At 69.1% G+C, this 12,011-nt stretch carries 12 protein-coding genes; 8 read left to right on the forward strand and 4 right to left on the reverse strand.

The window, feature by feature from the left end:
• The first annotated feature begins 127 nt into the window (after nucleotides 1-127).
• The 4 genes from ATK36_RS27155 (at nucleotide 128) to ATK36_RS27170 (ending at nucleotide 3,418) form a co-directional block, all read left to right on the forward strand.
• Nucleotides 128-733: a ClpP family protease gene (locus ATK36_RS27155; RefSeq protein WP_098514063.1), complete on the forward strand. Its 606-nt coding sequence runs from the start codon at nucleotides 128-130 to the stop codon at nucleotides 731-733.
• Between the two features lie 25 nt (nucleotides 734-758).
• Nucleotides 759-1,412: an ATP-dependent Clp protease proteolytic subunit gene (locus ATK36_RS27160; RefSeq protein ID WP_098514064.1), complete on the forward strand. Its 654-nt coding sequence runs from the start codon at nucleotides 759-761 to the stop codon at nucleotides 1,410-1,412.
• A gap of 225 nt (nucleotides 1,413-1,637) precedes the next feature.
• Complete coding sequence (clpX, locus tag ATK36_RS27165) at nucleotides 1,638-2,933, forward strand: ATP-dependent Clp protease ATP-binding subunit ClpX (protein ID WP_098514065.1); 1,296 nt, start codon at nucleotides 1,638-1,640, stop codon at nucleotides 2,931-2,933.
• Between the two features lie 86 nt (nucleotides 2,934-3,019).
• Complete coding sequence (locus tag ATK36_RS27170) at nucleotides 3,020-3,418, forward strand: hypothetical protein (RefSeq protein ID WP_245915222.1); 399 nt, start codon at nucleotides 3,020-3,022, stop codon at nucleotides 3,416-3,418.
• Nucleotides 3,419-3,575: 157 nt separating this feature from the next.
• On the opposite strand, the gene ATK36_RS27175 is transcribed toward ATK36_RS27170, so the two are convergent.
• The gene (locus ATK36_RS27175; RefSeq protein WP_245915224.1) at nucleotides 3,576-4,487 is read right to left on the reverse strand and encodes an alpha/beta hydrolase; all 912 of its coding nucleotides are present in this window, start codon (nucleotides 4,485-4,487) and stop codon (nucleotides 3,576-3,578) included.
• A 385-nt stretch (nucleotides 4,488-4,872) separates the two neighbouring features.
• On the opposite strand from ATK36_RS27175, the gene ATK36_RS27180 reads away from it, so the two are divergent.
• Both ATK36_RS27180 and ATK36_RS32535 read left to right on the forward strand, forming a co-directional pair.
• On the forward strand, nucleotides 4,873-6,231 hold the full coding sequence (locus ATK36_RS27180) for an L-lactate MFS transporter (RefSeq protein WP_098514067.1): 1,359 nt from the start codon (nucleotides 4,873-4,875) through the stop codon (nucleotides 6,229-6,231).
• Nucleotides 6,228-6,368, forward strand: coding sequence for an MFS transporter small subunit (locus ATK36_RS32535; RefSeq protein WP_170069927.1), 141 nt, complete (start codon nucleotides 6,228-6,230; stop codon nucleotides 6,366-6,368). Before ATK36_RS27180 ends, ATK36_RS32535 begins: the two co-directional genes overlap by 4 nt.
• A gap of 583 nt (nucleotides 6,369-6,951) precedes the next feature.
• Here ATK36_RS32535 and ATK36_RS27185 read toward each other — a convergent pair.
• Nucleotides 6,952-7,626: a GntR family transcriptional regulator gene (locus ATK36_RS27185; RefSeq protein ID WP_098514068.1), complete on the reverse strand. Its 675-nt coding sequence runs from the start codon at nucleotides 7,624-7,626 to the stop codon at nucleotides 6,952-6,954.
• 69 nt (nucleotides 7,627-7,695) lie between these two features.
• Here ATK36_RS27185 and ATK36_RS27190 point away from each other — a divergent pair, with 69 nt between their 5' ends.
• Both ATK36_RS27190 and ATK36_RS27195 read left to right on the forward strand, forming a co-directional pair.
• Nucleotides 7,696-8,118, forward strand: coding sequence for a VOC family protein (locus ATK36_RS27190; RefSeq protein ID WP_098514069.1), 423 nt, complete (start codon nucleotides 7,696-7,698; stop codon nucleotides 8,116-8,118).
• The gene (locus ATK36_RS27195) at nucleotides 8,115-8,858 is read left to right on the forward strand and encodes an SDR family NAD(P)-dependent oxidoreductase (RefSeq protein WP_098514070.1); all 744 of its coding nucleotides are present in this window, start codon (nucleotides 8,115-8,117) and stop codon (nucleotides 8,856-8,858) included. Before ATK36_RS27190 ends, ATK36_RS27195 begins: the two co-directional genes overlap by 4 nt.
• Before the next feature lie 7 nt (nucleotides 8,859-8,865).
• Here ATK36_RS27195 and ATK36_RS27200 read toward each other — a convergent pair whose 3' ends face one another.
• Together ATK36_RS27200 and ATK36_RS27210 are read right to left on the reverse strand one after the other, a co-directional pair.
• A complete protein-coding gene (locus ATK36_RS27200) occupies nucleotides 8,866-11,178 on the reverse strand; it encodes an FdhF/YdeP family oxidoreductase (RefSeq protein ID WP_098514071.1) in 2,313 nt (770 codons plus the stop codon).
• Between the two features lie 468 nt (nucleotides 11,179-11,646).
• Nucleotides 11,647-11,964 carry a hypothetical protein gene (locus tag ATK36_RS27210; RefSeq protein ID WP_098514073.1) on the reverse strand — a complete coding sequence of 106 codons (318 nt, stop codon included), beginning with the start codon at nucleotides 11,962-11,964 and terminating at the stop codon, nucleotides 11,647-11,649.
• Between the last annotated feature and the right edge of the window lie 47 nt (nucleotides 11,965-12,011).

The following is a 12,011-nucleotide window of genomic DNA, read 5'->3' on the forward strand; positions in this document are numbered from 1 at the left end:
TTGGGCGGTGTCAGGCATTCTGCACCGCCCGAGTTCGTTAGGGTCGAAGACAAGGTTCCAGCACGGAAGAACGACAGCGGCGCACCGGCCTGCACCAGGGTCGGCGCCGGCGAAAAGGCAGGCACACGTGACGCAGCACATGCCCGAGGGGCGGACCGGCACCGCGGGGCTCACCCTCACCGACTCGGTGTTCGAGCGGTTGCTCCAGGAGCGCATCGTCGTTCTCGGTTCCGAGGTCAACGACGAGGTGGCCAACCGGCTCACCGCGCAGCTCCTGCTGCTCGACGCGGACGACGCGGAATCGGACATCCGGTTCTACATCAACTCGCCGGGCGGCTCGGTGACCGCCGGGTTCGCCATCTACGACACCATGCAGCTGATCAAGCCGGACGTGGCGACCTACGCGATGGGCATGGCGGCCTCGATGGGGCAGTTCCTGCTCTCCTCGGGCACGCCCGGCAAGCGTTACGCCCTCCCGCACGCGCGGATCCTGATGCACCAGCCCTCCGCGGGCGTCGGCGGCACCGCCTCGGACATCGCGATCCAGGCCGATCTGTTCAACAAGTGGAAGCAGGAGCTGGCGAAGATCACCGCCGAGCAGACCGGGCAGACCACCGAGCAGATCATCAAGGACGGCGACCGCGATCGCTGGTTCACCGCGCAGGAGGCGAAGGACTACGGCTTCGTCGACCACGTGCTGACCCGCGACAACGGTCTGAACTCCGGCAACTGAGTCCCGAAGCACACAGGAGAGCATCATGAGCAACTTCCGGCTCCCGGGTGACTTCCGGGCTCCGCGGACCCCGCAGTCGCGGTACATCCTCCCCTCCTACGTCGAGCGCACCAGCTACGGCGTGAAGGAGTCCAACCCGTACAACAAGCTGTACGAGGAGCGGACGATCTTCCTGGGCGTGCAGGTGGACGACGCGTCGGCCAACGACGTGATGGCCCAGCTGCTGCACCTCGAGCACGAGGACCCGGACCGCGACATCAGCATCTACATCAACTCCCCGGGCGGGTCGTTCACGTCGCTGATGGCGATCTACGACACCATGCAGTACATCCGCCCGGACATCTCGACCGTGTGCCTCGGCCAGGCGGCCTCGGCCGCCGCGGTGCTGCTGGCCGCGGGCACGCCGGGCAAGCGCATGGCGCTGCCGAACGCGCGCGTGCTGATCCACCAGCCGGCCACCGAGGGCACCTACGGGCAGGTCTCGGACCTGGAGATCCAGGCCAACGAGATCCAGCGGGTGCGGCGCCAGATGGAGGTCATCCTGGCCAAGCACACCAACAAGGAGCCGGACGAGATCAAGGCCGACATCGAGCGGGACAAGATCCTCACCGCCGAGGAGGCCAAGGCCTACGGCCTGATCGACGAGGTGCTCCCGTACCGGAAGGCCTCGGCGAACTGATCGGACGGGCCGGTGCGCGGGCAATCCTCGCCGCGCACCGGCCCGCTGGTCTACTGTCGGAACTTCGACGTGCCCGCAACCGGCCGGGGTGCTCCCGCTCACGGCTCCGGACGGGTACCGTCGGTGGCAATGCGTGCGGCCCGGGCGAGCCCCCGGGCCCGGGACCGCCAGAGAGAGAGTGCAGGTGCGCACCCCCGCGCACCGGAGGGGACGAGGTCAACGGCCATGGCACGGATCGGTGACGGCGGGGACCTGCTGAAGTGTTCTTTCTGCGGAAAGAGCCAGAAACAGGTGAAGAAACTCATTGCCGGCCCCGGGGTGTACATCTGCGACGAGTGCATCGACCTCTGCAACGAGATCATCGAGGAGGAACTCGCCGAGGCGGGCGAGGTCAAGCTCGACGAGCTGCCCAAGCCCGCGGACATCCACGAGTTCCTCCAGCAGTACATCATCGGCCAGGACGAGGCGAAGAAGACGCTCGCGGTCGCGGTGTACAACCACTACAAGCGGATCCAGGCCGACGACAAGAGCGGTCCCAAGGACTCCAAGGACGAGCCGGTCGAGCTGGCCAAGTCCAACATCCTGATGCTCGGCCCCACCGGCTGCGGCAAGACCTACCTCGCGCAGACCCTGGCGAAGCTGCTGAACGTGCCGTTCGCGATCGCCGACGCCACCGCGCTGACCGAGGCCGGCTACGTGGGCGAGGACGTCGAGAACATCCTGCTCAAGCTGATCCAGGCGGCCGACTACGACGTCAAGCGCGCCGAGACCGGCATCATCTACATCGACGAGGTCGACAAGATCGCCCGGAAGAGCGAGAACCCGTCGATCACCCGCGACGTGTCCGGCGAGGGCGTGCAGCAGGCGCTGCTGAAGATCCTCGAAGGCACCACCGCCTCGGTGCCGCCCCAGGGCGGGCGCAAGCACCCGCACCAGGAGTTCATCCAGATCGACACGACGAACGTGCTGTTCATCGTGGCCGGCGCGTTCGCCGGGCTGGAGAAGATCATCAACGAGCGGGTCGGCAAGCGCGGCCTCGGTTTCGGTGCGGAGATCCGCACCAAGGCCGAGATCGAGGGCAGCGACGTGTTCTCCGAGACGATGCCCGAGGACCTGATCAAGTTCGGCCTGATCCCGGAGTTCATCGGCCGCCTCCCGGTGGTGGCCACGGTGAACCACCTGGACAAGGAGTCCCTGGTCTCCATCCTCACCCAGCCGCGCAACGCGCTGGTCAAGCAGTACAAGAAGCTCTTCGAGCTGGACAACGTCGAGCTGGAGTTCACCAAGACCGCGCTGGAGGCGATCGCCGACCAGGCGGTGCTGCGCGGCACCGGCGCCCGTGGCCTGCGCGCGATCATGGAGGAAGTCCTCCAGCCGGTGATGTACGACATCCCGAGCCGCGACGACGTGGCGAAGGTCGTGATCACCGAGCAGACCGTCCGGGAGAACGTGAATCCCACGATCGTGGCCCGGCAGCCCTCCCGCCGCACGCGTAGCGAGCGGGGCGAGAAGTCGGCCTGACGCCGGGCCCGCCCCCCGGCACCCGCGGAGATTCTCAACAGGAGTCGGCTGTCACGGTGCGTGCGGCAGGCGCGATAATGGACAGGATGACGACCGTGCCGCTGACCGCACCCCCGGGGGATGACACCGCCAACCCGGCCGAAGCGGTGCTTCCCGAAGTCGCCGGGCCGAGGCCCACCCCGGTGGGCCTCGTCGAGCTCAGCGAGCGCGTGGTGGCGTCCATCCTGAACCGCTGCCCGTGGCTCTTCCGCGCTGTCGAGATCTTCCTGGCTGCCTGCACCGTGGTCTGCCTGATCGCGATCGCCACCCGGCGGTCCCCGCTGCCGCTGCTGCCGATTCCGCTGTTCGGGGTCACCTACCTGCTGTTGCGCCGGTTGCGGACCGCCGAGACCCGCGCGCACCGGTTCCGCTGGTCGATGCTCACCGCCCTGGCCGCCATGGCGGGGTTCTGGCTGGTCTCCGTGGTCGGCCGCTGGGTCTCCTGACCGGGCCGTGAAGGGACCATGCACGGCCTCAGAGTCCAGGGTGTCGGCAAAGTCGGTGTGAGGGCCTTGCGCAGACGGCGTAGGTCCGTGAAGGGGCCCTTCACGGACTCAGAGTCCGTGAAGGGCCCCTTCACAGACCTGGCGCGCACCGGACCCGCTAGACCGGTCGGGGTAGGTGCTTGCCGAGGAAGCCCACCATGCTCGGCACGACGCTGCGGAAGAACGTGTCGCCGTGCTTGCCCTTCGCGGTGTAGGCCACGGCCGGGTGAGTGGCGGCGATGTATTCGCGGACGCCGGTGATGAACGAGTCCTCTGTGCCGCAGTAGATCGCGGTGGGGATGCCGGCGAGCGCCTCGGTGTGCCGGAGCGGGTCCAGGTCCGTCCAGTCGGTCAAGCCGGTGAAGATGTGGCGCTTGGCCATTTCCGGCCAGGAGGTGATCAGCGCGGGGGAGATCGCGGCGAGCGCGGCCGGGGGCTGGCGGCGTTCGGCCCGGCGGCGGCCGTACAGCAGGGCGCCGAAGCCGCCCATCGACACGCCCGCGCAGCCGAAGGGCAGGCCGTCCGTGCCGCCGAACCCGCGCTGGCGCAGCCATTGCGGGACCTCTTCCAGCAGCATCGCCATCGGATCGTCGCCGGGGCGGACCTGGTGCCAGTAGTTGTCGCCGCCGTCCACGGCGACGTAGCCGTAGGCGGGCACGGACTTGCGCGCGACTTCGCTGCCGAGCTGCTTGAGCAGACCGCTCGGACCCGCGGTGCGGGCGTTGCCGTGCAGGCCGTGCAGGAGCAGCGACATCGGCAGCCCGCGCTTCGGCTGCTTGCTCGGCAGCAGGAACACCAGGTTCACCATGCGCCCGCGGGCGGCGGAGTACACCCGCTCCACCCGCATGCTGCCCAGCTGGGTGACCGGAGTGGATGATGCGACGCCGAGGGCGCGCTGCAACGCCGGGCTGAACGGGACGACACCGGTCGCGGTGCCCACCACGAGACCGGCCACGCCGAGCCCCGACGCGCCCGCGATCAGCAGGGAACGACGGCTCACTCGCCGCCGCTCTCCGGTTGGTTCGTCCACCTGAGCCTCCCTCTTCGCACAGGGTAGGACGTCAACCGGAGCAAGATCGTTGCGTCTGGTGATCTTTCTCGCGGATGTTAACCAAGTCATAACCGGCATCGGACAACGCGGGCGGTTTCGGGCGGCTCGGCCACTGTGGACGTTCCGGTGACTCCCATGTGGACTTTTGTGGACTTTCCACCGGGCCGGAATCCAATCGTGACATTCTCCCGGTACAAGCCCCGTCGAGCGCGGTGCCAGGTGCGCACATGCGCCCAGGGCGCCGGCGCTGCCCCGGCCGCGGAATCGTGGCGAGGCGAACCAGACATACGACATTTGGGCGGTGCGATGTCGACAGTTTGGTAATACATTTCGTGGGCACCCGACTGTTCGGAGGACTCTGACAATGGCCGTCCCCGGCTTTCTCGCCCGTGCCCGGATCGTGGCCCCGCCGGGGTGGACCCGCTGGCTGGTCCCGCCCGCCGCGCTGTCGATTCACCTGTCGATCGGCCAGGCCTACGCGTGGAGCGTGTTCAAGACGCCGCTGGAGAAGACGCTGCACCTGTCGGGTACCGAGTCCGGTCTGCCGTTCCAGCTGGGCATCGTGATGCTCGGGCTGTCCGCGGCCTTCGGCGGGACCCTGGTCGAGAAGAACGGCCCGCGCTGGGCGATGGCCGTGGCCACGGTGTGCTTCTCCGCCGGCTTCCTGATCTCCGCGCTCGGCGTCGCCACGGGGCAGTTCTGGCTCGTGGTGGTCGGTTACGGCGGGATCGGCGGCATCGGGCTGGGCATCGGCTACATCTCGCCGGTGTCCACGCTAATGAAGTGGTTCCCGGACCGGCCGGGGATGGCGACCGGGATCGCGATCATGGGCTTCGGCGGCGGCGCGCTGGTCGCCTCGCCGTGGTCCTCGGCGATGCTCGGCGGCCATCCGGAGACGAGCGACATCGCGGTGGCCTTCTTGGTGCACGGGCTGGTGTACGCGGTGTTCATGGCGCTCGGCGTGCTGCTGGTGCGCGTGCCCGCGGACGGCTGGCGCCCGGCCGGCTGGTCACCGGAGGCGGACGCGGCCAAGCCGCTGGTCTCCACCGCGAACGTCTCCGCGGCCAACGCCATCAAGACGCCGCAGTTCTGGCTCTTGTGGATCGTGTTGTGCCTCAACGTCACGGCGGGCATCGGCATCCTGGAGAAAGCCGCGCCGATGATCACGGACTTCTTCAAGGACACCTCGGCCCCGGTCGGCACGGCCGCCGCGGCCGGGTTCGTCGCGATGCTTTCGCTGACCAACATGCTCGGCCGGTTCGTCTGGTCCTCGCTGTCGGATATGGCCGGGCGTAAGAACATCTACCGGTTCTACCTCGGCGTGGGCGCGCTGCTGTACCTGGTGATCGCGCTGACCACGAACAGCTCGAAGCTGCTGTTCGTGCTGTGCGCCATGCTGATCCTTTCCTTCTACGGCGGCGGGTTCTCGACCCTCCCGGCGTATCTGAAGGACCTGTTCGGCACCTATCAGGTCGGCGCGATCCACGGCCGGCTGCTCACCGCCTGGTCGGTGGCCGGGGTGCTCGGGCCGCTGATCGTGGACGGGATCGCGGACAGCGAGAAGGCGGCCGGCAAGACCGGCCCGGATCTCTACTCGACGTCCTTTTCCATCATGATCGGCCTGCTGGTGGTCGGCTTCGTCGCCAACGAACTCGTGCGCCCGGTCAAGGCGCGCTACCACGAACCGGTCCAGGAGATTCCGGTGGGAAGTGAGGCCCGATGAGCACCTCGACCCCGGCCGAGGGCCGGTCCGCCGGACGTACCGCACTGCTGGTGTTCGCCTGGGTATGGGTGCTGGCCCCGTTCGCCTACGGCGTGGTCGAGCTGATCGCGAAAGTGGTCGACCTGTTCGGCGGCTGAGCACAGCGGCGCCCACACTGTCCTTTGTGGTCAGTGCGGGGCTCGCTGCAGCCGGGCGGTCAGGCCGTTCGCTGCGCGACCCGCTTGAGGTACCAGACGGTCCAGGCGGTGGTGACCAGCGCGACGACCGGCTCGATCAGGCCGGTCACGGTGGCCGCGACCGGGATCGGCAAGGAGCCGGCTTGAGCGCCGGGTGCCTCGGAGGCGGGGTGGGTGTCGGTGGCTGGTTTGAGCGCGTGGTTCGGTCCGGGTGTCTGGTGCGTCGATCGGGCTCTATCAAGCCGGTTGCGCTCGGAGGTGGTTGCTTGGCAAGGGATTCACCGCGTTTCCTGCTCGTGGAGCGTGCGTGGTCCTGGGCGGTGTGGCCGCGTTGTTCGATCCCCGGTGCGGATGAGTGCCGCCAGCTCGCGGTGCTCGGAAACGACGTGTGAGAGATCCGCTGTGTCACGGCGCACGGTCCCGGACGGAGCCTCGCTCGTTGATCAAGTCCGTTGCGCACGCAGGTGGTGGCCCGGCAAGACCTTCATCCTGTCACCTGGCCACACTGTCCTTTATGGTCAGTTCGGCGCTGATCCGCGGGCAGTTACCCGCGGAGTTCGGCGAGCAGGCTCTGCCGTGCGGAGTGTACGTGGTCCTCGGCGGCGCGGGCGAGCCGTTCGGTCTCCCCGGCACGGATGAGCGTCGCCAGCTCGCGGTGCTCGGCGACCACGCGCGCGCGGTAGTGGCGGTGGCTCAGGGAAATCCGCTGCAGCTGGAACAGGAACACCTGTGAGCGCACCGCATGCCACGCCTCGCGGAGCCGGGTGTTGCCCGCGGCGGCGTACACCTGGTCGTGGAACGCGATGTCCAGGGCCAGCAGGCGCGGGCCGTCGGCGTCTTCGCGGACCGCGGTGGTCAGCTCGGCGACGAGGGCGTCCAGCCCGGCCAGCTCGTCCGGCGTGGCGTGCGTGTGCGCGGTCGTGGCGGCCAGCCGGTCCAGTGCGGCGCGGACGGAGTAGACCTCTTCCACGTCCGCGGCGGTCACCTCGACCACGGTGGTCGGCCGGTGCCAGCCGCCGTGGATCAAGCCCTCGCGGGAGAGCAGCGCCAGGCCTTCCCGGACCGAACCGCGGCTGATCCCCAGCGAAGTGGCCAGCTCGACCTCGCGCAGCGGGGCGCCGGGACGGAAGTGACCGGCGAAGATCGCTTCCCGCACCCGGTCGGCGGCCTCCTCGGCGAGCCCGCGGCGGGCCGCCTTCCGGAGCTGGGTGACTTCCACGGGTTAATGTTGACATTTGGACATTCGCGAGTCAACGTGGGGTCACGAAGCCGAGCCCGAGGAGTGCGCATGTCCGTCCGCCCCGCGTTCCACCTGGCCGTTCCGGTCGACGACCTGGGCCGCGCCCGCGCGTTCTACGGCGGGGTGCTCGGGCTCGCCGAGGGCCGCTCGGCACCGTCCTGGGTGGACTGGAACTTCCACGGCCACCAGGTGGTCACGCATCTGGTGCCGGGAGCGCGGGCGGAGGCGGGCCGCAATCCGGTCGACGGGCACGAGGTGCCGGTGCCGCATTTCGGGCTGGTGCTCGACGTGGCCGGGTTCCACGAGCTGGCCGGGCGGCTGCGGGCCGCGGGCACCGAGTTCGTGATCGAGCCGTATCAGCGTTTCGCCGGGGAGCCGGCGGAGCAGTGGACCATGTTCCTGCACGATCCGGCCGGCAATGCCTTGGAATTCAAGGCGTTTCGTGACGAGTCGCAGTTGTTCGCTATATGAACGTCCTGGTCACGGGTGCCTCGCGCGGGATCGGGCGCGCCATCGCCGTCGCCTTCGCCACCCGGGGCGACCGAATCGCCGTCCACTGTGGATCGAACCGGGAGGCGGCCCGGGAGACGCTGGAGGCGTTGCCCGGTTCCGGGCATGTGCTGGTGTCCGGCGACCTGGGCAATCCGGCCGCCGCGCAGTGGCTCGCCGACATCGCGGAGAAGCAGCTCGGCGGGGTCGACGTGCTGGTCAACAACGCCGCGGTCGGCACTTCGGCGGAGACGGCCACCCCGATCGCGGACGTCTCCTACGAGCACTGGCAGGAGGTCTGGCGTTCCACAGTGGACGTGAACCTGCTGGGCGCGGCCAACATCTCGTTCCATTTCGCGCGGCATCTGATCGCCCGCGGCGCGCCGGGCCGGATCGTGAACATCGGCTCGCGCGGGGCGTTCCGCGGGGAGCCCGAGCATCCGGCGTACGGGGCGAGCAAGGCGGCGCTGCACGCGCTCGGCCAGTCTCTCGCGGTCGCACTGGCCCCGCACGGGATTTCGGTCACCTCGGTCGCGCCGGGCTTCACCGCCACCGAGCGGCAGGCCGGGCGGCTGACCGAGGAGATCCGCGAGCAGAGCCCGTTCGGCCGGGTCGCCGAGCCGGAGGAGGTCGCCGACGCGGTGGTGTTCCTCGCCTCGGCGGAGGCGACCTGGGCCTCCGGTGCGATCCTCGATCTCAACGGGGCCTCGCACCTGCGCTGAGAATCCGTCAGGAGTGGTGGTGGGGTTCCAGCCGTACCACGATCGCCTTGGATACCGGGGTGTTGGACTTCTCCGCCACGGAATCCAGCGGTACCAGCGCATTCGCTTCGGGGAAGTACGCGGCCGCGCAGCCGCGGGCGGTCGGATAGGACACCGCGCGGAAGGCCGGCGCCCGGCGTTCGCCGTCGCGCCATTCCGAGACCAGGTCCACGATCTCGCCGTCGGCGATGCCCAGCGCGGTCAGATCGTCCGGGTGCACGAACACCACGCGCCTGCCGTCCTCGATGCCGCGGTAGCGGTCGGACAGGCCGTAGATGGTGGTGTTGTACTGATCGTGGCTACGTACCGTTTGCAGCAGCAGCCTGCCTTCGGGCACCTTGGGATAGTCCAGTTCGGACACTGTGAACATGCCCTTGCCGGTGGCGGTTCCGGTGAACCGGCGCGAATCCCGCGGCGGATGCGGCAGTACGAACCCGTCCGGCTCGCGGACCCGGCGGTTGTAGTCCTGACAGCCGGGCACGACGGCGGCGATGCGGTCGCGGATCAGGTCGTAGTCCTGTTCGAAGGACTGCCACGGGACCGCATGCTCCGGCCCGAACAGCTGCCCGGCGAGCCGGCACACGATCGCCACTTCGGACAGCAGGTTCTCGCTCGCCGGGGCGAGCCTGCCGCGGGAGGCGTGCACTTGCGACATCGAATCCTCGACAGTCACGAACTGCCGTCCCGACTGCTGCTCGTCCCGTTCGGTGCGGCCGAGCGTGGGCAGGATCAGCGCGGTGCGCCCGGGCACCACGTGCGAACGGTTGAGTTTCGTCGACACGTGCACGGTCAGTGCACAGGAGCGCAGCGCTTCTGCGGTGCGCTCGGAATCCGGGGTCGCGGAGGCGAAATTGCCGCCCATGGCGAAGAAAACCCTGCCTCGCCCGTCGAGCATGGCGCGGATCGAGTCCACTGTGTCCCAGCCGTGCTTGCGTGGCACGGTGATGCCGAACTCGCGGTCGAGCGAGTCCATGAACTTCTCCGGCATCTTCTCCCAGACGCCCATGGTCCGGTCGCCTTGCACGTTCGAATGGCCGCGGACCGGGCACAGTCCCGCGCCCGGACGGCCGATCATGCCGCGGGCGAGCGCGAGATTGGTGATCTCGGCGATCGTCGGCACCGCGTGCTTGTGCTGGGTCAGGCCCATCGCCCAGCAGTAGATGGTGCGTTCGGACCCGGCGATCATCCGGGCGAGATGCTCGATCTGCGTGCGGGGCAGGCCGGTCGCGCGCTCGGTCTCCGGCCAGTCGATCTCACGCAGCTGCTCGGCCCAGTCCTCGAACCCGAGCGTCTCGTTCCGCACGAACTCGTGGTCGACGATCGAGCCCGGGGCCCCTTCCTCCCACTGCAGCAGCAGATGCCCGACCGCCTGGAACAGCGCGAGATCGCCGCCCACGCGGATCTGCGCGAACTCGTCGGCCAACGGGGTGCCCTTGCCCACCACACCGCGCACCTGCTGGGGATTCTTGAACCGCATCAGCCCGGCCTCGGGCAGCGGGTTCACCGCGACGATCCGCGCGCCGTCGCCCTTGGCCACCTCCAGCGCGGAGAGCATGCGCGGGTGGTTCGTGCCGGGGTTCTGCCCGACGACCACGATCAGGTCGGCCTGGTGCAGATCGGCCAGTGTCACCGAGCCCTTGCCGACACCGATCGCCGCGGACAGCGCCGCCCCGGAGGATTCGTGGCACATGTTCGAGCAGTCCGGCAGGTTGTTCGTGCCGAACGAACGCACGAGCAGCTGGTAGACGAACGCGGCCTCGTTGCTGGTCCGGCCGGAGGTGTAGAAGATCGCCTCGTCCGGACTCGCCAGCGCGCGCAGCTCGCCGGCCACCAGCTCGAACGCGTCCGCCCAGGAGATCGGCTCGTAGTGCGTGCCGCCTTCGCGCAGCACGAGCGGCTCGGTGAGCCGGCCCTGCTGACCGAGCCAGAAATCCGTGTGCCCGGCCAGCTCCGCCACCGGGTGCGCGGCGAAGAACTCCCGGCCGATGTGGCGTTTCGTGGCCTCCTCGGCGACCGCTTTCGCGCCGTTCTCACAGAATTCGGCGAGCTTGCGCTTCTCCCCGTCGACCTGGCGCGGCTCCGGCCACGCGCAGCCGGGGCAGTCGAACCCCGCCCGCTGGTTGAGCAACCGCAGCGTCCGCGCGGTCCGGACGACGCCCATCTGCTCGACTCCACGGGCCAGCGACACCGCGACTCCGGGGATTCCGGCCGCCCAGGTCTTCGGCTTGCCGACTTCGAGGTGGGCTTCGTCCACATCGCTCGTGGGCGCTTCACGGGTCATGTCCTCATCGTGCGCCTGATTGGCCGGTTACCCAAGTCGGCGCGGCGACTCCGCCCGCCGGAGGCCTCGATCAGCTGCCGCTACTACGAAAAGCAGCACGCTGACTACGACGAGTACTACCGCCAATCGGTGTAGTCCTCCGGAATCAGCCTGAACTGTGCTGCCCGGCCTGTGTATAGGGGCCGGAAAGCGGTGAAGGGCATCTTCACGGACTCAGCGTCCAGGGTGTCGGCAAAGTCGGCGTGGAGGGCCCTGCGTAGCTGCGGAGGTCTGTGAAGGGTCCCTTCACGGACTCTGAGTCCGTGAAGGGCCCCTTCACGGACCCGAAACCGGTCCGGCGCACGCCACGAGGTGGTCGCGCACACCTCCGCATCGCCCGCTGCAGGGTCCCCGACCAACTTTGCCGGGCCCCTGGACGCGGAGTCCGTGAAGATGCCCTTCACCGCCATGCTCGGGGGCGGCGCAGCGTCAGCCGGAGCCCACCTGGTACTCGATCGAGGTCTCGTTCACGCCGGGGCCGCGCACCTCGTGCACGGTGACCGCGGCGGCCACCAGGACCACCAGGCCGATCAGCGCGGCGATCCCCGGCCAGCGGCTCGGGGCCGCCGTGCCGTAGCCCGCGCCGTGGCCGGCGGAGCGCGCGCGGCGTTCGCGGCGGCGCTTCTTCTTCAGCTCCTTCTTCGCGCCGAGCCACGCGTCCAGCTCGGCGTGCTTGCGCCATTCCGGGTCGATCAGGTCCGGATGGGTCTCGATCGAGTAGTCGTCCGGATCCTCCGGCCGGGTCATCCTTGCCACCTCTTTCCCCCTGAGCGAGCCCGCGGCGGCGGGTTCGT

Source organism: Amycolatopsis sulphurea (assembly GCF_002564045.1).
GTDB classification, from domain to species: domain Bacteria; phylum Actinomycetota; class Actinomycetes; order Mycobacteriales; family Pseudonocardiaceae; genus Amycolatopsis; species Amycolatopsis sulphurea.

Coding starts and splice junctions, on each gene's coding strand:
- ATK36_RS27195 (WP_098514070.1), top strand. CDS start 8,115: ATGAACGTCCTGGTCACGGGTGCCTCGCGCGGGATCGGGCGCGCCATC.
- ATK36_RS27190 (WP_098514069.1), top strand. CDS start 7,696: ATGTCCGTCCGCCCCGCGTTCCACCTGGCCGTTCCGGTCGACGACCTG.
- ATK36_RS27210 (WP_098514073.1), bottom strand. CDS start 11,964: ATGACCCGGCCGGAGGATCCGGACGACTACTCGATCGAGACCCATCCG.
- ATK36_RS27160 (WP_098514064.1), top strand. CDS start 759: ATGAGCAACTTCCGGCTCCCGGGTGACTTCCGGGCTCCGCGGACCCCG.
- ATK36_RS27200 (WP_098514071.1), bottom strand. CDS start 11,178: ATGACCCGTGAAGCGCCCACGAGCGATGTGGACGAAGCCCACCTCGAA.
- ATK36_RS32535 (WP_170069927.1), top strand. CDS start 6,228: ATGAGCACCTCGACCCCGGCCGAGGGCCGGTCCGCCGGACGTACCGCA.
- ATK36_RS27170 (WP_245915222.1), top strand. CDS start 3,020: ATGACGACCGTGCCGCTGACCGCACCCCCGGGGGATGACACCGCCAAC.
- clpX (WP_098514065.1), top strand. CDS start 1,638: ATGGCACGGATCGGTGACGGCGGGGACCTGCTGAAGTGTTCTTTCTGC.
- ATK36_RS27180 (WP_098514067.1), top strand. CDS start 4,873: ATGGCCGTCCCCGGCTTTCTCGCCCGTGCCCGGATCGTGGCCCCGCCG.